Origin of the sequence: Stenotrophomonas sp. SbOxS2 (assembly GCF_013416715.1) — a bacterium.
Classification (GTDB): Bacteria; Pseudomonadota; Gammaproteobacteria; order Xanthomonadales; family Xanthomonadaceae; genus Stenotrophomonas; species Stenotrophomonas lactitubi.
In genome coordinates, this window is sequence record NZ_JAAVXD010000007.1 from 376,253 (window position 1) to 400,900 (window position 24,648).

24 protein-coding genes and 1 pseudogene are annotated in these 24,648 nt (G+C 61.0%); 20 read left to right on the forward strand and 5 right to left on the reverse strand.

Annotated elements, in window-relative coordinates; all coding sequences use genetic code 11:
* Positions 1–340 precede the first annotated feature (340 nt).
* The 19 genes and pseudogenes from HFK18_RS16410 to HFK18_RS16500 all read left to right on the forward strand — a co-directional run bounded on the left by HFK18_RS16410 (position 341) and on the right by HFK18_RS16500 (position 18,175).
* Positions 341–2,614: an FdhF/YdeP family oxidoreductase gene (locus HFK18_RS16410; RefSeq protein WP_180167043.1), complete on the forward strand. Its 2,274-nt coding sequence runs from the start codon at positions 341–343 to the stop codon at positions 2,612–2,614.
* A gap of 31 nt (positions 2,615–2,645) precedes the next feature.
* Positions 2,646–3,686: a GTP 3',8-cyclase MoaA gene (gene moaA / locus HFK18_RS16415; RefSeq protein WP_218946787.1), complete on the forward strand. Its 1,041-nt coding sequence runs from the start codon at positions 2,646–2,648 to the stop codon at positions 3,684–3,686.
* Between the two features lie 8 nt (positions 3,687–3,694).
* Positions 3,695–4,735, forward strand: coding sequence for a bifunctional molybdenum cofactor biosynthesis protein MoaC/MoaB (moaCB, locus tag HFK18_RS16420; protein ID WP_180167044.1), 1,041 nt, complete (start codon positions 3,695–3,697; stop codon positions 4,733–4,735).
* On the forward strand, positions 4,732–5,985 hold the full coding sequence (glp, locus tag HFK18_RS16425; RefSeq protein ID WP_180167045.1) for a gephyrin-like molybdotransferase Glp: 1,254 nt from the start codon (positions 4,732–4,734) through the stop codon (positions 5,983–5,985). The genes moaCB and glp overlap by 4 nt, the downstream gene beginning before the upstream one ends.
* Positions 5,985–6,245, forward strand: a complete 261-nt coding sequence (locus HFK18_RS16430) for a MoaD/ThiS family protein (RefSeq protein ID WP_100465351.1) — start codon at positions 5,985–5,987, stop codon at positions 6,243–6,245. The genes glp and HFK18_RS16430 overlap by 1 nt, the downstream gene beginning before the upstream one ends.
* Positions 6,246–6,248: 3 nt before the next feature.
* Complete coding sequence (locus HFK18_RS16435) at positions 6,249–6,749, forward strand: molybdenum cofactor biosynthesis protein MoaE (protein WP_180167046.1); 501 nt, start codon at positions 6,249–6,251, stop codon at positions 6,747–6,749.
* Positions 6,715–7,281 carry a molybdenum cofactor guanylyltransferase gene (locus tag HFK18_RS16440; RefSeq protein ID WP_180167047.1) on the forward strand — a complete coding sequence of 189 codons (567 nt, stop codon included), beginning with the start codon at positions 6,715–6,717 and terminating at the stop codon, positions 7,279–7,281. The genes HFK18_RS16435 and HFK18_RS16440 overlap by 35 nt, the downstream gene beginning before the upstream one ends.
* Positions 7,278–7,640, forward strand: a complete 363-nt coding sequence (locus HFK18_RS16445) for a hypothetical protein (protein ID WP_180167048.1) — start codon at positions 7,278–7,280, stop codon at positions 7,638–7,640. The genes HFK18_RS16440 and HFK18_RS16445 overlap by 4 nt, the downstream gene beginning before the upstream one ends.
* Before the next feature lie 87 nt (positions 7,641–7,727).
* Positions 7,728–8,471: a molybdate ABC transporter substrate-binding protein gene (gene modA, locus HFK18_RS16450; RefSeq protein WP_180167049.1), complete on the forward strand. Its 744-nt coding sequence runs from the start codon at positions 7,728–7,730 to the stop codon at positions 8,469–8,471.
* A 3-nt stretch (positions 8,472–8,474) separates the two neighbouring features.
* Positions 8,475–9,158: a molybdate ABC transporter permease subunit gene (gene modB / locus HFK18_RS16455; RefSeq protein ID WP_100465355.1), complete on the forward strand. Its 684-nt coding sequence runs from the start codon at positions 8,475–8,477 to the stop codon at positions 9,156–9,158.
* Positions 9,148–9,807, forward strand: a pseudogene (locus tag HFK18_RS16460) (ATP-binding cassette domain-containing protein); the annotation flags it as partial. The gene modB and the pseudogene HFK18_RS16460, both read left to right, overlap by 11 nt.
* A gap of 334 nt (positions 9,808–10,141) precedes the next feature.
* Entirely contained in the window at positions 10,142–11,164 is a 1,023-nt protein-coding gene (locus HFK18_RS16465; protein ID WP_236512186.1) for a bestrophin family protein, read from the forward strand.
* A gap of 85 nt (positions 11,165–11,249) precedes the next feature.
* Positions 11,250–12,647, forward strand: a complete 1,398-nt coding sequence (locus HFK18_RS16470) for a sigma-54 dependent transcriptional regulator (RefSeq protein WP_180167051.1) — start codon at positions 11,250–11,252, stop codon at positions 12,645–12,647.
* A gap of 9 nt (positions 12,648–12,656) precedes the next feature.
* A complete protein-coding gene (locus HFK18_RS16475) occupies positions 12,657–14,711 on the forward strand; it encodes a HAMP domain-containing sensor histidine kinase (RefSeq protein WP_180167052.1) in 2,055 nt (684 codons plus the stop codon).
* Positions 14,708–15,613 carry a DnaJ C-terminal domain-containing protein gene (locus HFK18_RS16480; protein WP_180167053.1) on the forward strand — a complete coding sequence of 302 codons (906 nt, stop codon included), beginning with the start codon at positions 14,708–14,710 and terminating at the stop codon, positions 15,611–15,613. The genes HFK18_RS16475 and HFK18_RS16480 overlap by 4 nt, the downstream gene beginning before the upstream one ends.
* Complete coding sequence (locus HFK18_RS16485; RefSeq protein ID WP_180167054.1) at positions 15,610–15,888, forward strand: chaperone modulator CbpM; 279 nt, start codon at positions 15,610–15,612, stop codon at positions 15,886–15,888. Before HFK18_RS16480 ends, HFK18_RS16485 begins: the two co-directional genes overlap by 4 nt.
* 19 nt (positions 15,889–15,907) lie before the next feature.
* Positions 15,908–16,858 (forward strand): Dyp-type peroxidase, encoded by a 951-nt coding sequence (locus HFK18_RS16490; protein ID WP_180167055.1) that lies wholly within the window; start codon positions 15,908–15,910, stop codon positions 16,856–16,858.
* Position 16,859: 1 nt separating this feature from the next.
* The gene (locus tag HFK18_RS16495) at positions 16,860–17,405 is read left to right on the forward strand and encodes a mechanosensitive ion channel domain-containing protein (protein ID WP_180167056.1); all 546 of its coding nucleotides are present in this window, start codon (positions 16,860–16,862) and stop codon (positions 17,403–17,405) included.
* Positions 17,406–17,524: 119 nt separating this feature from the next.
* Positions 17,525–18,175 carry a DUF1345 domain-containing protein gene (locus tag HFK18_RS16500; RefSeq protein WP_180167057.1) on the forward strand — a complete coding sequence of 217 codons (651 nt, stop codon included), beginning with the start codon at positions 17,525–17,527 and terminating at the stop codon, positions 18,173–18,175.
* A gap of 18 nt (positions 18,176–18,193) precedes the next feature.
* On the opposite strand, the gene cls is transcribed toward HFK18_RS16500, so the two are convergent.
* The 4 genes from cls to HFK18_RS16520 form a co-directional block, all read right to left on the reverse strand.
* Positions 18,194–19,681, reverse strand: coding sequence for a cardiolipin synthase (gene cls, locus HFK18_RS16505; RefSeq protein ID WP_180167058.1), 1,488 nt, complete (start codon positions 19,679–19,681; stop codon positions 18,194–18,196).
* Positions 19,682–20,104: 423 nt separating this feature from the next.
* Entirely contained in the window at positions 20,105–20,641 is a 537-nt protein-coding gene (locus tag HFK18_RS16510) for a thioredoxin domain-containing protein (protein WP_180167059.1), read from the reverse strand.
* Between the two features lie 28 nt (positions 20,642–20,669).
* Positions 20,670–21,161: a redoxin domain-containing protein gene (locus HFK18_RS16515; RefSeq protein WP_180167060.1), complete on the reverse strand. Its 492-nt coding sequence runs from the start codon at positions 21,159–21,161 to the stop codon at positions 20,670–20,672.
* 35 nt (positions 21,162–21,196) lie between these two features.
* The gene (locus HFK18_RS16520; protein ID WP_180167061.1) at positions 21,197–21,589 is read right to left on the reverse strand and encodes a DoxX family protein; all 393 of its coding nucleotides are present in this window, start codon (positions 21,587–21,589) and stop codon (positions 21,197–21,199) included.
* Positions 21,590–21,876: 287 nt separating this feature from the next.
* Between HFK18_RS16520 and HFK18_RS16525 the strand changes: the two genes are divergently transcribed.
* On the forward strand, positions 21,877–22,371 hold the full coding sequence (locus HFK18_RS16525; protein WP_180167062.1) for a hypothetical protein: 495 nt from the start codon (positions 21,877–21,879) through the stop codon (positions 22,369–22,371).
* A gap of 1,029 nt (positions 22,372–23,400) precedes the next feature.
* On the opposite strand, the gene HFK18_RS16530 is transcribed toward HFK18_RS16525, so the two are convergent.
* On the reverse strand, positions 23,401–24,537 hold the full coding sequence (locus tag HFK18_RS16530; protein WP_180167063.1) for a site-specific integrase: 1,137 nt from the start codon (positions 24,535–24,537) through the stop codon (positions 23,401–23,403).
* Between the last annotated feature and the right edge of the window lie 111 nt (positions 24,538–24,648).

A 24,648-nucleotide genomic window follows, 5' to 3' on the forward strand; every position in this document is an offset into this window, starting at 1 on the left:
GAATACGCGTGCATGGACAATTTGGCGCAAATGAGCGGACAGCTTGGGCCACGGCAGGCCAATGGAGTGCTGAGGCGACGGCAAGAGTGGTCGTAGGTGTCTGATATCAAAGGCGTGTTTAACGAACGTACGATGTGAACGCTTTGTGATGACTGCGCTCAACCGTCACCGACGCTCCGGAGGTTTGCGGCATCCAATATGATTTTCCGCGCCACTGCGCCGCGCCCGGCCGCCGCGAGGACGGACTGTCCGACAGGGCCGGACACACTGTCCGTAGCTGCCGAATCTGTTGCGTGCTTAACTTTGCTCACTCCCAAAACATGTGCCGCGAGTGCCTGTCATGCCAGAGCAGAAGATCCCCCGTTACAAGGCCTACGATCATCCCGCCGGCGGCTGGGGAGCCGCAGGTGCGACAGCCAAGGTTCTGATGGAGCAGAGTGTCATTACCAAGGGCTCCAAGGCCTTGCTGTCGATGAACCAGCCGGGAGGATTCAAATGCCCCAGCTGTGCGTTCCCGGATGCTGATCACACCAAGAAGCTCGAGTTCTGCGAGAACGGGGCCAAGGCATTGGCATGGGAAGCGACCAAGCATCGCGCGACTCGTGAGTTCTTCGCCCAGCACACAGTACAAGAGCTGATGGCGCAATCCGATTACTGGCTGGAGATGCAAGGCCGGCTAACCGAGCCCATGCGCTATGACGCGGCGACCGATCACTATGTTCCATGCAGCTGGGATGACGCTTTTGCGACGATCGGGCGTCACCTGCGGTCTTTGTCGAGCCCGCATGAGGCGGAGTTCTACACGTCTGGGCGCACACCCAACGAAGCTGCGTTCCTGTACTCGATCTTCGTTCGCGAGTTCGGGACCAACAACTTCCCGGACTGCTCCAACATGTGCCACGAGCCAACCAGCCGCGGTCTGCCGCCGGCAATCGGCATCGGCAAGGGCACTATCGTGCTGGACGACTTCGAGCATGCGGAGGCCATCTTCGTCATCGGGCAGAACACGGGTACGAACTCACCCCGAATGATGACCAACCTGGTGGAGGCACGAAAGCGCAAGGTTCCGATCGTTGCGGTCAACCCGATGCCAGAGCGCGCTCTCATCCGCTTTGCCGAGCCGCAGGACGTCGTGCAGATGGCGACGTTCGGTTCCACCGAGATTTCCAGTGAGTTCGTTCACATTCGGATTGGCGGTGATCTGGCCCTGATCAAGGGCATGATGAAGGCCATGTTCGAGCGGGAAGAAGCCGGGGAAACGGTGCTCGACCACCAATTCCTGGCCGAGCACACGGTCGGGCTGGATGCGTTGCGCGACGAGGTGATGGCGCAGGACTGGGACGAGATCGTGCGGGTGTCCGGGATCAAGAAGGAGCAGATCCTGCGCTGCGCCGAGATATACGTCCGCTCCCGCGCGACCATCATCTGCTATGGCATGGGCCTGACCCAGCACCAGCAGGGCTCGCGCTTACTGCAGCAGGTGGCCAACCTGTTGATGCTGCGCGGAAACTTCGGAAAGCCTGGCGCAGGTATCGCGCCCATCCGCGGGCATTCCAACGTGCAGGGCGACCGCACTGTCGGCATCGACGAGAAGCCAACGCAGCGCTATCTCGACCGGGTCCGCGAGGTATTCGGCTTTGAGCCACCACGCGAGCATGGGCACCATGTCGTGGAGTCAATCGAGGCAATGCTGGCGGGAACTGCCAAGGTCTTCATTGGCATGGGCGGCAACTTCATCCACGCCGTGCCCGATACCGAGGTGTCCTACCCGGCCATGCGGAATCTGGAACTCACTGTTGGCATTGCCACCAAGCTCAACCGTGGCCACCTGGTGCACGGGAAGGAGGCGCTGATCCTTCCCGTGGTAGCGCGGTCGGAATGGATCCATACACCATTGGGCGAGCAATTCATCACCATCGAGGACGCGATGTCGAATGTGACCGCCTCGCGGGGCGTGCTGCAGCCGGTGAGCGAGCATGTTCTGCCTGAGGTGGAGATCGTATGCCGCATGGCGATGGCAGCACTGCCCGATAGCAGGGTCGATTGGGCCGCCTGCATGTACGACTATGACCACGTCCGCGATCTGATCGCTGCGGTCTATCCCGAAATCTACACAGGCTTCAATGAGCGCATCCAAGCGAAGCATGGCTTCCACCTGGATATTCCGCCACGCCGTCGAGAATGGCCAACACCCAATGGCAAGGCCAACATCCTGGTGTTCCCCGGACTAGAAGTGAATGATGTGGTCGAGGATCCGACCATGCTGCGGTTGGCGACGGTGCGCTCCCATGACCAGTACAACACGACGATCTACAGTTATAACGATCGCTATCGTGGCGTGTACAACGACCGCATGATCCTCTTCATGAACCTGGAGGATCGTGTGGCGCGCGGGATCAGCAAGGAAGGGCAGGTCAGCCTGGAAACGATCTCCAGCGATGGGGTGCACCGCCGGGTCGATGGTCTCACTGTGCTGGACTATCCCATGCCACGGGGCGCAGTGGCGGGCTACTACCCTGAACTCAATCCGCTGCTGCCGCTGGACTACTTCGACCGTATCAGCGGAACCCCCGCAGCGAAGTCGATCCCAGTGCGAGTGGTCATTTCGCAGTAATAATTCCGACGCGCCGTCGGGAGGAGGATACATGTCAGGCCAACTCATCCGGGTACCAGAAGCGCCGGCCCCGGCCGGGTCGGGGCAGCCTGCGCGGGAACTCACCGACGGCTTTGGTCGCAGCTTTCCGTACCTGCGCTTGTCGCTCACTGAAGCCTGCAACTTCCGTTGCAGCTACTGCCTGCCCGACGGGTACCAGGCCGATGGCCACCCGCGTTTCCTGCAGGTAGATGAGATCGGCCGCCTGGTGCGGGCCTTTGCCGCGCTGGGGATGAGCAAGATCCGCCTGACCGGTGGCGAGCCCAGCCTGCGCAAGGACCTGGACGAGATCATCGCCACGGTGGCGGCCGTGCCGGGCATCCGCAAGGTGGCCATCACCACCAACGGCACGCTGCTGCCGCGCCGTTTGCTGGGCTGGCGCCGGGCCGGCCTGACCGCGCTGAACGTGAGCATGGACAGCCTGCAGCGCGAGCGCTTCAGGACCATCACCGGCCACGACCGCCTGCCGGAAATCCAGCAGGGGCTGGAGATGGCGCAGGCACTGGGCCTGCCGGCAATCAAGCTCAATGCAGTGCTGCTGCGCGGCCTGAACGACGACGAGCTGCCGCAGTGGATGGATTTCCTGCGCGATCGTCCTTTCAGCGTGCGCTTCATCGAACTGATGCGCACCGGCGACAACGAAGCCTATTTCCAGCGGCACCATCTGCGTGCCGACGTGATGATCGAGCAGTTGCTGGCCGCTGGATGGCATGAGCGCCCGCGTGCGGCCGATGCCGGCCCGGCGCGTGAATTCAGCCACCCGCAGCATCGCGGCACGGTGGGCATCATCGCCCCGTATTCGCGTGACTTCTGCAAGGGCTGCAACCGCCTGCGGGTCACCGCCAAGGGCGACCTGCGGCTGTGCCTGTTCGGCGAGTTCGGCGTGCCGCTGCGCCCGCTGCTGCAGAGCGACGATGACCATGACGCGCTGCTGGCACGCATCACCACACAGCTTGGCCTGAAAGCGGCCGGGCATGGACTGCATCAGGGCCAGACCGGGCTGATCCCGCACCTGGCCTCCATCGGAGGATGAGCAACACGATGAGTGGGGAATTGAATGCGGCCTTCCATATGGCCGATGTCCGCGACAAGCGCATTACCCGCCGCCGTGCGGTGGCGGTGGGCGAGCTGCATGCCGGTCCAGTGGCCTATCCGCTGATCGTCGAGCGCCGCCTGCCCAAGGGAGATGCGCTGGTGATGGCCGAGATTGCTGGCCTGCAGGGCGCCAAGATGGCGTCGATGCTGATGCCGCTGTGCCACCCGTTGCCGCTGGAACTGGTGCAGGTGTTCTGCGCGCCAGTGCCGGAACGGGAGGCGATCCGCGTGTGGTGCGAGTGCGCGAGCGAGGCGCGCACCGGCGTGGAGATGGAGGCACTGGCCGGCGTCAATGCGGCGCTGCTGACCCTGTATGACCTGAGCAAGCCGGTGGAACCGGCACTGCGCATCGAAGGTATCCGCCTGCTGTTCAAGGAGGGCGGCAAGCGCGGTGTCTGGCTGCACCCGGACGGCATGGACGATGCCGAGCGCGCGCGTTTCAAGCCGCGTGCGCCGAAGCGCCTGGAGGGCGCGGCCTGCGCGGTGATCACCCTGAGCGACCGCGCCAGCGAGGGCACGTATGCCGACGAGTCCGGCCCGAAGCTGGTGAGCGGACTGCAGTCGCTCGGTGGCGAGGTGGTGGCTGCCGAGGTGCTGCCCGATGGCATCGAGCCATTGGCGGGCCGCCTGCAGGCCTTGGCCGCCGAGGGCGTGCGCCTGTGCCTGTGTACCGGCGGCACCGGGCTGGGCCCGCGCGACTTGACCCCGGAGGCGCTGCGTTCGTTGAACGCGCGACCGGAGCACGGCCTGGCGCAGATGGTGCGGGCATTGAGCGCGCAGCACACGCCGATGGCCTGGCTGAGCCGCGCCGAGGTGGTGCAGTTGGACAACATGCTGGTGTTCGCGCTGCCGGGCAGCCCGAAGGCGGCGGCGCAGTGCCTGGACATCCTGGCACCGGTGCTTGGTCATGCGCTGGCGATGGTAGAGGGAGGGCGACATTTCCCTGGTCTCCAATCTGCCGATCAACGCGAGCGGGAGGGCGCATGATCAGCTATAGGGAAGCGCTGCAGTTAATGCTGGCTGCGGCCACGCCGCTGCCGGCTGAGCATCTGCCGCTGCATGAGGCCAGCGGCCGTACCCTGGCCAGCGACATCCACAGTGGGCAGTCGCTACCGCCGTTCGACAATTCGGCGATGGACGGCTTCGCGCTGCGCGCCAACGGCGCGACGTTCGAGGCCGGTACCGAATTCGGGGTACAGGGCTGGCAGGCGGCCGGCGATGCCGGTGCCGAAGGCGGCGAGGGTGCCTGGGAAATCATGACCGGCGCGCGCATGCCGGTTGGGCTGGATACGGTCGTGCCGGTCGAGAATGTGGAGATCCTCGCCAGCGAAGAAGGACGTCCGACCCGCATTGCTCTGAAGGGCACGGTGAAGCCCGGCCAGAACGTGCGCCTGCGCGGCGAGGATGTGAGCGACGGTGAGCGCGTGCTGCGGGCCGGCCAGGTGCTGGACATCAACGCGCGCACCCTGCTGCATGCCATCGGCGTGGGTGAGGTGGCGGTGGTGGCGCGGCCGAGGGCGGCAGTGATCGCCACCGGCAAGGAACTTGTGACCGAGGCAGCGCAGGCGCTGGCATCAGGGCAGATCCGTGACAGCAACCGGCCGTATCTGGTCGGCCGCCTGCAGGCCGCCGGTGCCGAGGTGGTTTGGCAGGGGACGGTGGGCGACGACGTGGCAGCATTCAATGCGGTGCTGGATGAAGCGCTGGAAGCGGGCGCGCAGCTGTTGATCAGCACCGGCGCGGTATCGGCCGGCCGTTACGATTTCGTTCCCGATGCACTGCTAGCGCGCGGAGCCATCATCATCTTCCACAAGGTGGCAATCCGCCCGGGCAAGCCGTTGCTGTTTGCGGAGCTGCCCAATGGTGCGCTGTACTTCGGTCTGCCGGGCAACCCGGTGTCAGCTGCGGTGGGCCAGCGCTTCTTCGTCGAGCCGGTACTGCGCCGCCTGCTGGGGCTGGCACCGGAGTCGGTGGTGACGTTGCCCCTGCAGGCCGACGTCCGCACGCCCCCTGGCCTTCGATTCCACGCGCGGGCGCGGGTGGAGGTGGACGCACAGGGGCGTCTGAGTGCTCGCGTGCCGGCCGGGCAGGAGTCGTTCCGTTTGATGTCCATGCTGCAGGCCAACGCCTGGGTGGTGCTGGAAAACGAGGGCGGTCTTGCCCCTGCCGGCACGCCGGTGCGTGTGCAGGGCTGGGGTCATCATGACCCGGTCCAGCTGGCGAGCCAGGAGTCATGATGAGACAGGTAAATCTGCAGTTGTTCGGCGCGTTTTCCGATCTGGATGCCAGCCGCGAAATCGCGGTGGAGGTGGCTGGCGGCACGGTGGCCGATCTGCGCCAGGCGCTGCGTGAGCTGCTGCCGCTGCGATGGCCGGGTTTCCGTGCCGGCCTGCTGGATTACTCGGCATTCGCCGACCAGCAACAGGTGCTGCGCGACCACGACGCGCTGCCAGACGATGGCCGGGTGGCGATCCTGCCACCGGTAAGTGGGGGCTGACCGATGAGCGAGAAGATCATCGCCAAGGTAGTGGACCGCGCGCAGGCGGCGATCGATCCGGCCGAGGGCATCGCGGCGGTCTCCGATCCCGGCTTCGGTGGCATCGACGTGTTCATCGGCAAGGTGCGCGACGTCAATGTGGGCCGGCGGGTGACTGGGATCACCTACGATCTTTTTGAACCGCTGGTGCTGAACGAATTCAAGCGCCTGGCCGCCGAGGTCGAAGCCACGTTCGGTCCGGAGCTGAAGCTGTATGTCGCACATGCCAAGGGCCGGTTGGGCATCGGCGATGTGGCGGTGGTGGTGGCCGCCGGTAGCCCGCACCGCGACGAGGCGTTCCGGGCCTGTCGGCAGTTGATCGAGGTGGTGAAGCACCAGTGCCCGATCTGGAAGCAGGAGCATTACGAGGACGGCGACAGTGCGTGGAGCGAGGGCTGCAGCCTGTGCCATGCCGACAGCGAACCCGGCCATGACCATGCGCACGATCACGAACATTCCCATTGATGGCATCGTGCTGGCCGGGGGCCTGTCCACCCGCATGGGACGCGACAAGGCGCTGCTGCCGTGGCACGGACGCATCCTGCTTGAGCACGTGCGCGGCCTGCTGCGGCAGGCCGGTTGCCGACGGGTATGGGTGAGTGGCAACTACCCAGCGTTCGGGGGCATTGCAGATCGCGTGGCACGCTGCGGCCCGCTGGGTGGCCTCTACAGTGTGGCCATGTGCATGCCCGAAGGCGCTACGTTGGTGCTGCCGGTGGACATGCCCAATGTGACCCCAGGGCTACTACGGCGGTTGCTTGCTGAGCCCACAGCAGCCTGCACGTTGTTCACGGACGAACCGTTGCCGATGCGGTTGCAGATTGATAGCAAGTGCCGGCGTGTGTTGCAGGAACTGATCGAGAAGTCACCAGCCCACCGTTCGCTGCGCGCCGTTCAGGAACGCCTGGGGGCGATCGAGCTGCCACTGGCAGATAACGAACGCAAGCTGCTTCTTAACTGCAATAGCCCGGCTGATCTGGAGTCCATCGCATCATGAAAGTCCAGATGCAACGGCAAGCAATTCGCCTGCGCGTTGATGAGGAGGAGCTAGCGCGATTGCTGGTTGGTGAGTCGGTGGAAAACATGACGCGGCTCGGCGGCGACTACGGTTGGGGTGTCCTGCTATCGCTGCACGCTGGGGAACAGGCTGTGGTCCTCAGTGCGGGTGAGTACTGCCGTCTGGTGCTGCCCCGCGAAGCGATTGGGACCTTGGCTGCAAGACTGCCGTGTCGAGATGGCCTGGGTTTCAGCATCGCCCTCGATGACATTTCGTTGCAAATTCAGTTCGACGTGGATGTACGAGACAGTCTGCGCCAACGAGGTCCGCATCGTCGCGCACCCTCTGTCCAAGACTGAGCTAGGAAGAGGCAGGCTACGCATAGCCTGCGATGCCAACGATTGGCGGTGAAACTGATCGCAACCCCGCTGACCAAGGATTCGATAATGAAGCGAGTGGGACTGTTGTTGCTGGGGTTGCTGGCGTCCGTGCCGGCCTGGGCGGCCGACCTGACGGTGTCGGCGGCCTCGAGCCTGACCGAGAGCTTCCGCGAACTGGGCACCGCCTATGAGAAGGCGCACCCGGGAACCAGGGTCGATTTCAACTTCGCCGCGTCCGGCGTGCTGCTGCAGCAGATCAGCCGCGGCGCACCGGTGGATGTGTTCGCGTCGGCCGATGAAGCCACGATGGACCAGGCTCAGCAGCAGGACCTGCTGGCGGCCGGCACCCGCGGGGTGTTCGCGGTGAACGCGCTGTGGGTGGTGGTGCCGCCGCAGGCCAGGGCCGCGCCGCGTAGCTTGAACGACTTGGCCGGTGCCGGCGTTCAGCGCATCGCACTGGGCAACCCGGACAGCGTGCCGGTCGGCCGCTATGCCAAGGGCGCGCTTGAAGCGGCCGGCCTTTGGCCGTCGGTGCAAGGCAGGATCATCACGACGCAGAACGTGCGTCAGTCGCTAGATTACGTGGCGCGCGGTGAAGTCGAAGCCGGCTTCGTCTATGCCACTGATGCGCAGGCGATGCCGGACCGGGTACGCCGTGCCTTCGCGGTACCGGTGTCCGGGCGCATCGCCTATCCGCTTGCGGTGACCAAGTCCAGCGCGCAGCTGGCAGAGGCCAAGCGGTTTGCCGCCTTCGTGCGTTCGCCGCAGGGCCAAGCGATCCTGGCCAGGCACGGATTCGGCAAGCCCTGACGCATGGACCTGGACTGGAGCGCGCTGGGGCTGTCGCTGAAGGTGGCCGGCTGGGCAACCGCAATTAATTTGGTGCTGGGCGTGGCGCTGGCTGCGCTGTTGGCGCGTCGGCGCTTTCCCGGCCGTGAACTGCTGGATTCGCTGCTGACCCTGCCGATGGTGCTGCCGCCAACGGTGCTGGGGTATTACCTGCTGGTGCTGATCGGTCGCAACGGCCCGATCGGCGCGTGGCTGCAGTCGTGGTTCGGCATCAACCTGGTGTTTACCTGGCAGGCGGCGGTAATGGCTGCGGCGGTGGCTTCGCTGCCGCTGGTGTTTAAGCCGGCACGCGCGGCGTTCGAGGAAGTGGACGGACAGCTGGAGCAGGCCGCGCGGACGCTCGGTGTGTCCGAAGCGGCGGTGTTCTTCCGCATCACGCTGCCGCTGGCCTGGCGCGGCATTCTTGCCGGCCTGTTGCTGGCGTTTGCGCGCGCGATGGGCGAATTCGGCGCGACGCTGATGGTGGCTGGCAGCATTCCGGGCCGAACGCAGACGCTGTCAATCGCCATCTACGAGGCGGTGCAGGCCGGTCAGGATGGCAAGGCCAATGCGCTGGTGATCCTCACCTCGGTGTTGTGCATCGTGACCCTGTTGCTGGCCGCGCGGGTGGCAGGCGGCCGTCGCCGGGAGCTGCGCGATGTGGCTTGACCTGAAGGTGCAGCGCCGACTGCAGGCGGCCGGCCAGAGTTTCGTGCTGGACGTAGCTTTGCAGTGCACGCAGCGGCAGGTGGTGCTGTTTGGGCCCTCCGGTGCGGGCAAGAGCCTGACCCTGAAGGCGGTGGCGGGACTGCTCCGGCCGGGGCAGGGGCATGTGCGCGTGCGGGGGCAGACCCTGTTCGATGCTGCCACCGGCGTGAATCTGCCGCCGCATCGCCGCCGGCTGGGCTATGTCTTCCAGGACTACGCGTTGTTCCCACACCTGAGCGTGCGCCAGAACGTGGCCTTCGGTCTGGAGAAGGGGTGGTTGAATCCGCGGATCGGCCAGCGCTTCGATGCGGTGGAGCAGTGGTTGCGCGCATTCCGCATCGATACGGTGGGTGATCTGCTGCCCTCGCAGGTCTCCGGTGGCCAGCGCCAGCGAACTGCCCTCGCGCGAGCCCTGGTGACGCAGCCGCAGGCGTTGCTGCTGGACGAGCCGTTCTCCGCGCTGGACCATGACCTGCGCCAGCACCTGCGTCATGAACTGCAGGCAGTGCTGGCCCGGACGGGCATCCCGCTGCTATTGATCAGCCACGACCCTCAGGACATCCATTTCTTCGGGCAGCAGGTAGTGCATATGGAGTCGGGCCAGGTGGTACACGGAAAGGAAGTAAGTACAGGTCCGGACAGTAATGTCCAGATAGTCCAGCCGGCAGCCCAGGCTTACCCACTCTTGCCGCCTCGCAACCTCTCGGTAGAGGCCTTTACATCCAACGCTTCCACGTGCCTCCCCGTGTCCGTAAATGCTCATACAGGGTTTGGGGAAGGGTGTCGGGACGAACAGTGAATCCAGTTCCCTCAAGTGCACCTTGATCCTGCAACTGGTGCTTCCCAAGTGGCTCAATTGACATGATCATTCCATCAACAAGCGAAAGCTCTCCCCAGGCTACCGGCCTGCAGACCTGCCTGACCATCGTAGGGGGAGTGCAGCCATGTCGCTGACCACAAGCCCTTTCAGTGGCGCGGGGCGTTACGGCAGTCCCATTGACGCGCAAGAGGTCGACATGAGGAACGTACGCCAGGACGTCGAAATGAGGATGCGGCGCCAACCGACGATGTGGGACATTGCATTTGCGGTCAAAGGCACGATCCTTCCGAGGATCGCGAGACATTTGATGTTGATCGCGTTGATCAGCATCATCGCCATTCTTGCGTCGCTTGAGCACCCGGGTATCTTCGCCCGGTTCGGCTCCGTTCCGTTCACGCTAATTGGCATCGCGCTGTCGGTGTTCATGAGCTTCCGCAACAATGCCTGCTATTCCCGATGGTGGGAGGCAAGGCATCTTTGGGGAGAACTGATCATCGCCTGTAGATCGCTAGCACGGCAGACGGCGGCCCTTGCACCTGAGGATCGAACGCAGATCATTCATGGCCTCTGTGGATTCACGGCAGGCCTGACGGCCAGGCTGCGGAGGAACAACGAGGCCGACGCAATCGGCCTTTGGTGCAATATTGGAGCCGCCGCAAAGGGTCCCAATCCAACAAATGCGGTCCTTGAAAGTGTCGGAAATCGATGCCTGCAACTCGTCAGGAGCGGCAAGATCGACTCGATCCAGTACTCGGTCCTTGACGGCCAGCTCAGCACGCTAGCTCGTATCCAAGGGGGCTGCGAGCGCATCCTCAATACCCCGGTGCCGTTCTCATACTCGTTGCTTCTGCACCGCACGGCCATCGTGTTCTGCACCATGCTGCCTTTCGCACTGGCTGGGTCACTCGGCTGGTGGACGCTATTGCCAGTATTGATAGTGGCCTACACGTTTTTTGGTCTTGACGCACTCGGGCACCAGCTGGAAGAACCCTTCAGCCTTGCACCCAACGCGCTCCCACTGTATTCGCTGCGGCAGATCGTTGAGCGCGAGATGACGTCGATCCTAGAGCTCGCCAACACCGACGCCGGCAACGGAAGCCATGGCGAAGAACTTGCCAGCGAGCGGGCAGAACGATCACTGATATGAGGCGACGGAAGTGGCGGGCGCCGTCGCACGTCTCCGACTGAAATCACACAGCGTTTAATGCAGCACATACAGAACTGAGGGAAATATGACGCCCAAGAGCGCCATTCATGCAGCCGAAGAGCACGCCGGTGGCGATGTAGCCTGGCCGGATCTTTCAGATTCGTCGATCCTGATCGTCGACGACGAGCCAGGTATGCGCAGTTTTTTGGTGCGCGCCCTGCGGCCAAAATGCAAGGCTGTGGAAGCGGCTGCAGACACTGAAGAGGCAGAGAAGCATCTGGCCGAGCGCCATTTCGACATTGTCGTTGTCGACAACGTAATGCCTGGGAAGAGTGGCATCGTCTGGCTGGAGGAGCAGCGCCGGGAGGGTACGTCGGCTGACTTCATTCTGATCACCGCCTATGCGGACCTAGACTCGGCCATCGGTGCCATCCGTGCAGGCGCAGCTGACTTCCTACTCAAGCCATTCCGAACCAGCCAACTGCTGGCGGCCCTGTCTCGCTGTCTGGAGCGCGGTCGATTGCAGCGCGAAAATGCTGTCCTACGCCACGAACTGCATGGATCCGGCGCGCCTTCACCACTGCGCGACAAGCTCACCGGCAGCTCGCGAGTGATCCAAGCCACTCGCGACCTGATCGCAAAAGTGGCGCCCTTGCCCAGCAGTGTTTTGTTCACTGGAGAGTCCGGCGTGGGCAAGGAGGTGGCGGCACGATCGTTGCATTCGCTCTCCACGCGCGCCTCCAATCCCTTTATTCCTATCAACTGCGCAGCGATCCCGGCCGAGTTGATTGACAGTGAACTGTTCGGCCATCTCAAGGGGGCGTTCAACTGGGCGCAATCATCACGCCAAGGCTTGGTGTCCTATGCTCAAGGCGGGACGCTGTTCTTCGATGAGGTCGCCGACCTACCGCTGGCGTTCCAAGGCAAGCTTCTGCGCATGCTCGAGGACAGGCGGATACGCCCGGTCGGCGCAGAGCGCGAGACTCCCATCGACGTCCGTTTCGTCTTCGCGACCAATAAGAATCTGGTAGCGGCAGTGAAGGACGGTACATTCCGGCCCGATCTCTTCTATCGGATCAATGTACTGGAGGTGCAGATACCGCGCCTGCACGATCGGGGGACGGACGTACTGGAACTAGCGGCTGGATTCATGCGCGAACTGGGGCTGCAGCTTGGTCTACATCCCATTCCGTTCGATGAACGAACCCGTGCCTATCTCCAGCACTACTCTTGGCCGGGCAATGTCCGCGAACTGCACAACTACGTGGAGCGCAGCCTGATCCTGGGCCACTTCCCGTCGCATCTTGAACGGCTCGAATCTCTGTCTGATCCGCGCAGTCGACTTCTGTCCGAGGTCGAACGTCGGCACATCCTGGCGGTACTACGGGAAACGGGTGGTGATCGCGAACAAGCAGCCGGCATTCTGGGGGTTTCGCGGAAGACCATCGACCGCAAATGTTCCAGCTGGAACGTATCAGCTTAGGGAACCCCAATGAATCGAGTGCGCTCCGTCCGCCATCGCCTGCTGCTGATCGCGATCCTTCCGATGGTCGTGATCCTGCCAATGATCGTTGGCGTGCTCATCTATAAGTGGGACAAGCGTTTCGATGAACTGCTGTCCTCCAAGGTCGGCAGTGATCTGAAGATTGCTGGGCAGTACATGAACCAGTTGCTGATCAACGACCGTGCATCACTTGCTGCCATCGCTGACTCGGAGAGCTTTCATAGCGCAGTTGGTGGTGACAGGGACGCTCTCAGCACATTGCTTGCATCGAAAGCCCGTCCAGGTGCATTGGACTTCATCGCGCTGCTTGATCGAGATGGCCATCTCCTGGCCAGCAGCGAACCGTCATCGGAGAAGGCCGTGTTGCTCAAGTGGCCAGTGATTGAGAAGGCTGTCAACGGCGTCTCCGACGTGCAGGTAGGCGTAGTGCAAGAGGATGACCTGCGAGCGCTCTCGCCCCAATTGGCGGCGCGTGCGGAGATAGTCCGCCTGCCAGAGCCGGGAGAGCAGGCGCCGCCGAGCACATATGAAAGGCGCGCACTGATGATCCAGGCTGCCACTCCAGTGAACTTGCCCGGCCAGCAGCCAGGAGTGCTGGTCGCGGGCACGCTGCTGAACCACAACGCGCACTTCATCGACCAAATCACGGACTTGATCTATCGGGGCAACGGCATGCGCTCCGGAAGTACCGGTATCGCGTCCCTGTTCCTTGGTGATACCCGCATCAGCACGAATGCCAAGCTGCCCGGCGGGCGCCCAGCGTCCGGCACAAGAGCGTCAGCGGAAGTGGCCGCAGCGGTTCTTGGTCAAGGCAGGACGTGGCTGGCAAAGGCCTTCGTGGTCAATGACTGGTATGTCTCAGGCTATATGCCGATTCGGGACAGTGAGGGCGTGCCGGTCGGCATGCTCTTCGTTGGCTTTTCGGACGAGCCATTCGCTACCGCGCGACGGAACGCCATCGGAATGATAGTCCTCGGTTGCCTGCTGGTTGCGGCAATTACCGTACCTCTGTTTCTGTATATCGCCCGTGGCGTGTTTCGGCCGCTGGAAAAGATGGACGCAGCCATTGCGCGAGTCAATGCCGGCGATCGCAACGCCCGCGCAGGCGCGCGTGGTTCCAACGACGAGATCGGGCGACTGGCATCGCAGCTGGACCAGATGCTCAACCAGCTGCAGGACAACGAGCGGCAGCTGGTGGCCTGGAACGAGGAGCTCAACACGCGGGTAGAGGAGCGGACGGCGGGACTGCTGCTTGCCAACCGTCAGTTGGAGGAAGCAACGCAGCACCTGATTGTGAAAGAGAAGTTGGCAACTATTGGCGAGATCGCCGCAGGTGTCGCACATGAGATCAACAATCCGCTCGCAGTGATGCAGGGAAATCTGGAGCTGCTGCGTGAAGCCGTGCTCCAGGATTCCGGACCAGGCGGCAAGGAGGAGTTTGACCTCATCGAGGATCAGATCCAGCGTATCAGTACGATCGTGTCCAAGCTGCTTCAGTTCTCAAAACCCAGCGAGCACGCAGCGGAATACGAACTGTTGGAGCCTTCATCCCTGCTGCTGGAAACGCTACCGCTGGTACAGCACCTGACCAAACGTCAGCCCGTCATGATCGAGAAGGAGTTTCATTCCACCCGACTCATCAAGGCCAACAGAGGGGAAATCCAGCAGATCCTCGTGAACATGATGATCAATGCACTCCATGCCATGCCGGGTGGCGGTGTCCTGGGACTAGCCACCGAGGACACGGATGACATCCACGGTGCGCCTGGAGTGGCACTGCGGATCTCCGACACCGGTAGCGGCATCCCGCAGGACATCCTGGAGCGGATCTTCGAGCCCTTCTTCACGACCAAGCACCGTCAGGGCACCGGGCTCGGCCTTTCGATCAGCCAAATGTTGGCGTCGCGGCATAGGGGAAACCTCTCTGTGGCGAGTACGGGGCCGGCGGGGACCGTCGTTGAACTGTGGATGCCAGAGGCGGCCGAGGACCGTCCCAGTGCGTTGAATTCCTCAAATGACAAGAACGAATGGAGGTTGGAGTGAGCAGTCCATACGAAACACTTGGTGTTGCCAGTGACGCCACGACGGATCAGATCAAGAAGGCGTACCGGAGGCTGGCCAGGAAGCTGCATCCCGACCTGAACCCAGGCGACAAGGCCGCGGAAGAAAAGTTCAAGGATGTCGCCAATGCTTACAGGCTGCTCATCGACCCGGAGAAGCGGGCGCTGTTTGACCAAGGGGCGATCGACGAAACGGGAGCGGAGCGCCCGCACCGCGAGTACTACCGCGACTATGCCCAGGCCGATGCCGGCTATGGCGACGGCGGCTTTGGTGGCTACGCGGACTTTGCCGAAGCCGGCGATCCGTTCGCCGAGTTCTTCCGCCGCACGTCGAATGCCCGCGCAAACCGCCGTGGCCAGGACCTCCGCTATCACCTCGAAATCAGCTTGGCGCGCGCCATCGAGGGAGGCGCCGAGCGCGTGGTCTTGGGCGATGGAGGCACCCTGGATGTGAACATTCCACCGGGCGTTACCCAGGGGCAAACACTCCGCCTTCGAGGAAAGGGCGCAAAGGGCGCTGGTACGGGTGGAGACGGCGATGCCTTCATAGAGCTGCAGATTGCACCAGACCCACGCTTCCTTGCCGAGGGTGATTCGCTCACGATTGAGGTGCCCATTTCCTTGAAGGAAGCCGTTTTGGGCGCACGCATTACCGTGCCGACACCAACCGGTCATGCCGAGGTGGGCGTGCCTGCTGGCTCAGATGGCAACACCCGGCTTCGGCTGAAAGGGCAGGGCATGCCACTGCGTTCCGGTGGCCGAGGCGATGAGTTCGTCCGATTGAAGATTGTTCTACAGAAGCCTATGGACGCGGAGCTGGCCCAGTTCGTGAAGAACTGGGAGTCGGGCGCGTCCTTCAATCCGCGGGAAGGAGGTGCAGCATGAGCGCATTGAATGAGGTTGTCAGTGTTCAGGATATCCTCGACCAGGCCGGCGTCGCTGAAGCTGTGCTGAGCCATTGGGTCCAGCTGGAGTGGATCTCTCCACAGCAGGGTGAGGATGGACTGATCTACACGCGTGTAGATCTCAGCAGAGCACTTTTGGTTCGCGACCTTATGTTTGAAATGGAGGTCAATGAGGCAGGGGTGGATGTTGCGCTTCAACTGATCGAGCAGGTGCATGGATTGAGGCGGTTGCTGCTAGCCATGCGTGATCGGTGACTCACTTCAGGAGCGTTCAATGAGCTGCGCGACGCCGCAATCCCCCGAACCGCAACCGATCGATGCACCACTGTCGATCGCTGCATCCTTCCTTGTTCTTACCATTGAGCGGGACGCCGCGTCCCTATCTACCGTGCGAACGGTCCTGGGCAGCCTGGACGATCTGATCAAGAACGTGCTCGTCAGAGATGTGACCGGCACCTTTACCTGCAACGTCGGGATTGGCGCGAACGTATGGGGCCCGCTCCTTGGCACGGCGCCACCTGCTGAACTACGTCCGTTCAGGGAGATCCGAGGCGCAGCGCATGCGGCAGTCTCCACGCCAGGCGATCTCCTGTTCCATATCCGCGCCAAGTCAATGGATCTGATTGTCGCGTTCCAGCAGATGCTCTTCGAGGGTTTGGAAGGGACAGTTGCAGCGCAGGACGAAGTCAGTGGATTCAGATACTTCGACGGTCGCGATCTGCTGGAGTTTGTCGATGGTACTGCCAATCCAGTTGGTTTGGCGCTCCCCGAGGCGACTATCGTCGGAAGCGAAGATCCCGCGCACGCGGGTGGAAGCTACGTTGTCACACAGAAGTACCTTCACGATCTCAAGGCCTGGAAGGGCCTTGGTACTGAGGTCCAAGAGCAGATCATCGGTCGCAAAAAATTTTCGAACACCGAGCTCCCAGACGCACCAGAGGCGGATCAGAAGTCGCACAAGACCCTGTGTACCATTACAAAGGAAGGGGTCGAACACGACATCCTGCGAGACAATATGCCCTTTGCAAGGCCATCAAATGCCGAGTACGGAACCTACTTCATTGGCTATTCAAGACATCTCTGGGTGGTCGAGCAGATGCTTGAGCGAATGTTCATCGGCAACCCGCCGCCGCTTCACGACCGAATTCTTGATTTCTCAAGAGCTGTGACTGGCAACGTCTTCTTTGTTCCGTCCAGAAGCGCACTCGCGGCAATGGCAGGCTGAGATGCAGACTACTGTCAGCGCTTTAGTGAATCCCTCATCTGTCGTAGGCGCAGTGGCGATTGGGGCGCTCATCGCGCTTCTCGCCACGATCAGTGCCGCACTTCTAAGGAGATCAGCTCGTCGTATCGGTGCACGGCTTACGGATGGGACCACGCTCCAGTTTGCAAGCGTACTGGGACAGTGGTTGATCTACCTGCTGGCCGTCGGCCTCTATGCGCACCTTATCCCTGAGCTCAGGACCCTCGGGTCGACGATGCTTGCGGGGGCTGGCATCCTTTCAGTTGTAGTAGGTCTAGCGGCCCAGGATACCCTCGGTAATCTGATAGCAGGATTCTCGCTTCTCATGTCAAAGGCGATGCGCGTGGGGGATACCGTCCGCGTGTATGCTCCTAATGGGGTCATCGAAGCCCGGGTAGAGGGCATCTCTCTTGGTTTCACAACCCTCCGGGATGCACAAGGGAACGAGGTCGTAATTCCAAATGGTGTTGCCATGGGCAGCGCCATTGTTCGAGTTGCCCATCCAGACTCTACGAAACAAAGTGACTGAATAACCCGCGAGTTGGTGGTCCATCCCCGCAATCGCGGTCCAATGACGCTGGAAAATGACCAGCAAGCCTCGTCGAATCTCCGCCAGGTCGCTGGCTGGACATCAAATGGAGCCAGAATGTGATCAAGCTTTCGCATGCTAGGGCAAGCTTCTACCTGGCCGCCGGAGCAGGGGTTCTCGCTTGGGGTTGGGCAGTCCACTCTGCGCCGTATCTGGCCTTGGTGGTAGGCGTGGATGTTTTCTTTGTTGCCTATCTGGCAAGGACACTGGCTTCCGTCCCCACTTACGACGCTGAACGGCTCCGACTGAACGCAAGCCACCGGGATGAGCCGCTGTGGATGGTGTTAATCATTACATTGGCAGCGGCAGCTCTGGCGGTGGGGCTGGTCATCTCGGTAAGCGGGAAGCAACACAAGCCTTTGGAACTGGGGCTGACTCTGGCGTCGCTGCCTCTCGCCTGGGCCACCATTCACGCAATGATGGCTTGGCACTACGCGCACATGTATTGGAGAAAGTCCGATAACAACTGCGAGAACGAAGGTGAGCAGGAGGGCTACCACGCGGGATTGCTTTTCCCTGGGAACAAGCCGCCTGGGGCACGCGATTTTCTGTATTTCGCGTTCATCATCGGAGTCGCTGCACAGACCGCTGATGTCTCCATCTCTTCGTCAAAGATTCGAGCCGTAAGCCTGCTGCATTCGCTCGTGGCCTTCGCCTTCAATACCGTACTACTGGCTGCAGTCGTGAATGTTGTGGTGACGCTGGCGTAGCTTGATCGCCCGGCACCTCTAGAGAACGGGCGACATCATGCCGATGGCATTCTGAAGAAGTCGCATATGGAAAGGCCAAGCCTCCACCGCCTCGAGAGCTATCTGCTCAGACACACGTACGTAGCCTTCCTGTCGATTCGTGATAGCCGACGTTGCCAGTGGATCCATGATGAGGAGGTTGTTCTCGAAGTTGAGTTGCAGGCTACGACGATCCAAATTGGCGGATCCAACCAATGAGAACTGCCCATCCGCCGTCAGTGATTTGGTGTGAAGTAGCCCAAGCGGATACTCGTAGATGGATACTCCTGCCTGAAGCAAGTCACGGTAGGTGCTGCGGCATGCGTAAGCCACAAACAGTGAGTTGTTGCGTTTCGGAAACACGATCGTGGTTCTTACACCGCTGCGCGGCGCAGCGCATAGTGCCCGTAGGAGGGCCTCATCTGGAACGAAGTAGGGCGTAGTGATCAGCAGCTCGCGCCGTGCGGCGTACACCGCGCCGACAAATGAATCCGACATGGCGTCGCCAACTGTTGATGGGCCGCAGCCATACATCTGGGCCACCGCACCTTGGGCAAAGAAGGCCGGCAAAGGGCGCTGAGACGGTAGTGACTCCAACTCCTCGCCGGTTTCGGCCATCCAGGTGCTCAGAAACAGCCACTGTGCCTGTCTCACTACAGGGCCTTCGCATCGCAGGAAGATATCTACCCAAGGAGCGTACTTTGCAAGCACCCTGAACTCAGGGTCAGCACAGTTCTGACTGCCACAGAACGCGATTGCATTGTCGATGACGACCAGCTTACGGTGATTGCGCAGGTCAAGTCGGCCTAGCGCCAGATGTCCTATACGAGGGATGTCGTCCAGCGTTGCAAGCAAGCGAACTCCGGCCTCCCGCAGCTGTTGCCAGCGTCGGCTACGGATGAATGACCGTGACCCCAAAGAATCGACGATGACCCGGCATGCCACCCCTCGGAGAGCTGCTGCGACAATGGCATCGGCAACTCTGCCGCCATTGCCATCGTCAAGCCAGATGTAGAAGCTGATATGTACGTGATCACGGGACTCAGCAATATCGGAGATCAGTCTTTCGATGGCTGCATCGGAGTCGAGCATCGGCTCGTTCGGTGAGGCGGAAGTCGAGCCCAACAACTCGATCCTGTTGCCGCCGACAGGCCCTAATCCGTTGGTGGCCGCGCAGAGATTGGACAGTAATTGAGCGGCAGGGGGCAGCACTGGAGCCTGGGGTGTCGGGATGGTTCCAAGCATCCGTTCGGCCCGATGAAGGCGCGATATCCGACCGCGGCCAATGCTGGTTTCGCCCAGGAGGAGGTAGGCGATTGTGCCCAGTGCAGGAAGGGAAAGAACGACCGCCACCCAAGCGATCCTTGAAGCTGGAGTACGGTCACGCCGGGTGATCGCGCGTGCCAGAACCGCGACCTGGAAGGTCAGCAAAAACCAGAAGATTGTGACTCCAAATGGCTGCTGAAGCCATCGCAGAGACTCTGGCATGGAGGTTCCTCAGGATTCTGACGCACTGAGTCTAAGAGCAACACCTATCGCCAGTCACGCAATGGGCGGACATGCTGTTGCCCCTCGCCGAGACGCTTTGAGCGGTCTACGGCCAAGGCTACTTCATGGCGTCTCCATCCGCTTTCTGCTGCGGGATCTGTAGAGGACAGTTTGGATCCGTCCGTAAGGCAAGGCAGCAGATGCCTTGGCGCCAGCATGGAAGCTAAGGCCGCTGCGATTTGGTACCTGCCGACATCGATGTTCCCCAACGATGATGTTCCCCAACGATGGGCCGGCCATGGCGCCGGCAGCGCAAGAAGAAACTGCATCGCCGCCGCCTACTCGATCAGCGAGCGTTGAAGCCGAGTGATCCACACATCGTCTGCGGTTCAACGCACGACATCCCATAACGTAGATAGGTGGTCAGCGATTCAATCCGTCGATCGTGTCTCGGATGACGCTAGCCAACCCCTCAATGCCACCTTGCATAGAATAGAACTGGTCGTTGATAAAAAAACTAGGAGTACCGTTCACGCCGCTACGCAAGCCACCATTGAGATCGGCATGGATACGCGTACCGAATTGCCCGGTTTCGAGGGCCTCACGCAGCTCACCAAGATCCAGATCGAGGTCACGTGCCAGTTCGGCATACAAAGCTGGGCCAAGTTGGTCTTGATTCTCGTAGAGCGCATCATGCGCTTGCCAGAACTTACCATTGGCCGCGGCATACTCTGCAAAGATCGCGGCAGGCATTGCCTGAGGGTGGACCGCACTAAGGGGGAAGTTGCGAAACACGAAGCATAGACGTTCGCCGAACTGAGCTTGCAACTCTTTGATGCCGCTGTAGGCATCGCCGCAATAGGGGCATTGATAATCGCCGTATTCAACCAAAACAACTGGCGCATCGACCGAGCCCTGCACATGATCACGCGAACCTACGGGAACATGAAGCGTCGACATAATAGACCTCCTGCTTTGGGCATGGATTTCAAGATTTTTTAAGGGACTCGAGAGCATCCAGCACACCGTCGACACCAGGATTGATTGCGACTGGAGACAGGTAGCTCCAGGCTATGCGTCCTTGTGCATCGACAACAAACAAGGCCCGTTTACAGTAGCCGTGCTCGGCGTCGTACGCGCCATACATGGTGGACACCGCACCTTTGGGGTGAAAGTCCGAAAGCAAGTCGAAGCCAAGATTGCGGGCGGCGATAAAAGCCTTGTGGCACCAAACACTGTCTACAGATATGCCAAGCGTCGTTGCGCCAGTTTCTGAGATGAGTGGAATCGCCTGATTGAAGATTGCGAGCTCATCTGAGCAAACCTCGCTCCAGTCGGCCGGGTAGAACACCAGAACTACAGGCTTTCCGCGAAATTCGTGGAGCGACAAGGTCTGATCGGGCGTGGCGTTAAGCGTGAAATCTGGTGCCTCGGCGCCCACCGACAAGATATCGTCATGGGCAATTGTCTTGACGGACATAGTCTAACTCCATAGTGAATGGGTGTCGGGTGATCTCAGCGCAGGTACGCAAAGAAGCCTGTCGGGGTCCCGCCGAACAGTGATAGCGAGCCCGGTCCCACGGCAGCGAGCAAGAAGAAGCCACCGGCCAATCCCACGTGCGCCAGTAGCTGATTGATATCACCCTTATGAGACATATAGCCCGTTAGCAAGCACCACACACCTAGTAGGCTACACACCATCAGGACTGGGTAGCCAATGCACACCGCTACACCCCCTAACAGTTCGCAGGCGCCAATCAGGAACGCCAGGACTCTGGCATCGGGCAAGCCCATCTTGGCGAGCACTGGCACCAGCTGCGCCTCGCCACCACGCAGCTTCATCATTCCCCATATGACGAATGGCAGCCCCAAGAACAAGCGGGCGACAAGCAAAGCCCCTGCGCTCATGATTGCGTTCTCCCCGTTCGACGGCGCCCTGCAGGTCGCGCCCTATGCGTGTGCTGCAGGACTCGTTATCGCTGACTCTACTCCTGTCGTCGGCAAGTGAGAGCTCATATCAAAATGCGGGTTGAGTATTGGACATTTTGGTAAATTGACCGGACATTTTGTCCCTATTCCCGGGGCGAGCATGTCCAAGTTTGAACTGGTTCCACTCACTTCAGTTCTAACGAATTCCAAGGCTCTGTATGACTTAGCCCCCGGCGGCCGCCGTGACGCAGGCCGGTAGAAGCGCTATGAACACTGTTCTTAAGCTCTCACCTACTGTCCCGAAACCACGCCGTTCTGATCGCAACCTCGCGCGCATGGTTCGTATGTCGGCGAGTCGTCAGATGCGGTTCCTGCATGATCAAAAGTATCCACGAGGTACACCGCAAGTGTTCATGCAGCCCTACTATGCCAAAGCACTTGCGGGAATCCGCGATGTGATGAAGCGAGGCCTTCCTGGCATCATCGACGCCCGCGCAAAGCTGAAGGGTATCTCCCAAGAGACGCGGCGCAACAATTCTCTGCGGGTACTGGACGCCTTCATTGCATCACCGCATGCAAGCCGCCGATTGAAGGTAGTTCCCGGACATCGCTACCAGGCACATGCGCGTAGCCTTGAGGTTCGCTTTTCACCGCACGTTGTGGAGATGGATGGTGCCGAGGTGCGCTACATCTACTTCCACGAGAAAAGTGTTCAGTGCGACCCCAAGGAAGCCCGGCTCACGCTTGAGTTCGGTCACTGAGTGTTAGGGCAGAACAATGTCGTGGTGGGGCCGGATCAGCTTGAACTGATCGACCTCTTCTCCGGAAGGCACTTCCGAGGCCGGCCTATGAGGCCGGAGACGTTGAGGATGTTAGACGACATGGCACGTCACATTGAGAGCCAGTGGCCCACGATCGAGCCATAGATCTACAACTCGCCATTCCGTCTCAGTCTCTGCGAATGAGGCGGAATGGCGTCATTCGCATCGGACAGCCAAAAACGGGCCAGCCATTGGAGTAAGGGAATTCCCTACAGACCAGGGGTCATCTCACAGACTAGGCTTGACGCCAGAGATCTTCTTCCGAGCGGGAACGCTACAAGATGCAAGAGATGTCTTACGCCGACGCACTCGATGCTGGGCTTGACCCAATCTCCTACAGGAGCGATCTACTGGAGTCGCTTGGAGAGGGGCAATTTGCCGGCCAACTCGACGCCCTTGTCTGGTCGAAGCGCAGGCCCTGCTTGATGGCACTGTTGAGCTTGGATACTGGCAGTCGCGTTCAAGTTTTGGGTTTCCAGCGCCATACACGTAAGGGTCTTCCTGAGTACATTGGACTCAGATTGCTTACACCCGGTCAGCGGGTAGTGCTCCATGTTGATCGCGGCTTGCGTGGCGGATTGAGGCCTTTGGTCATTCCGGAGCCAAGCGCCGAAGAGCAGGGTGAGTCCCAGTATGGATAGATTCGATGCATATGAGGCATTGTCAGAAATCGCCCCTACGGAGGTGATCCGCGTAGCTGCTCGCTTGAATCAGTCCGGATTTGTAAGCGACGAAGACGGACTCTGTTTAGGCTCCATGCTCATCGAGCACTGGTCCAGTAGATGCTCTGACCTGATACGCGGATATGGATATGGGGGAGGGGAACTCGCGGTACGCGGCGCCTTCTTCAGCGCAGTAGGAGCGATCTACATCCTCTATGATGAGACGCGCCATTCCGACGAGGATGCGGCAGAAGAGCTCCGTCGAGTAGCCAAACTGCAGGCCATATGAGAGCTGTTTTTAGGTTTTCTAGGATTCAGCGGCCATCGCACTCCCATCTAGTCCCAAGGCGCGGTCTGTAGTTGGCCTTACTGCGCCTTCCAACATTCGCGCCGCCGGATTGGTTTCGGCCGCGCCGGCTTGATAGTAGCCGATGACACTGACCACCGATCGGTGATCGGTCATTGCCATAATGGCGGGCAGGGCAATCCCTTGTCTGGCGCCTTCCGTTACGAAACCCGATCGTAAGCTGTGGCCGCCAAAGTTTCCTACCAACCCGGCAGCGCATGCGCGATTCTGGATGATGGTGGCTACCGACTTGGGTGACAAGCCGGCCCCAACTTTCCCGCGCGTCAGCTGGCGGAAGAGGGCGCCCTCCTGCAGTCCTGCCGCTTCGATCCAGGCGCGAAGCGCTTCGGCCGGTGGACCCAACAAGGGCTTGTCCGGCGAGCCACCGGCTTTGACCCCGTCCTGCAGCGTTTTGCCGACATCCAGGTGGTAGAGGTAACCGCCGTCGATCGGTGCAAGCTTGCTCAAGGAGGCATGGGCCGTTTCGCTCCGACGGCGCCCACCACTGGCGAAAGCGAAGTAGAGCAGGGCACGATCCCGTTTCCCAACGAGATCCTCGCCACAGGTCGCAATCATCGCCATCAATTCGGTCGCAGTGATCGCTGTCTTCTTGCTCGGCCGCTCGCCGCGCTTATGTGCGGCGCGACGGCCCTTGGCCAACAGTTGCCGCACCTCGCTGCTTTCACAGGGATTGGCCAGCTTGAGCAGTTGATGGGCGCTGGAGAGCACCGCAACGCGGTGGACGATGGTCGACAGCTTGAGCGGTCCTGGACGCTGCTTGAATTTGCCTTCCACCAGAAGCACATCCAATGCCGGTGGCAGCTCCCAGGCCAGGGCATCGCCTGAGCGCCGGGCCAGATGATCGATGATGAACTGGATCACACAAGACGCGTCCACCGGCATGGCGATGACCACGCCGTAGCGGCCTTGGTACCAGGCTGCCCAGTAGCGCAAGGCGGTGGCGTAACTGCGCGTGGTGTTGGCCGAGGCCGCTTCGGCGAAGACTTCGCGCACCGCGTCCGCCGAGGACTGCGAGAGCTGTGCCACAGTTGGATCAGCGGGCAGGGACGTCGTCAGCGCTGGCAGAAGGTCGCTCATAAGTGATTGAAAATAGTGTCAAAAAATAGCTTTGGTTCCGATAAATATATCTTATCGGAACCATTGGCACATAGGGTAGGGGACTCGTTCAACGGCCTTCCACACAAATCA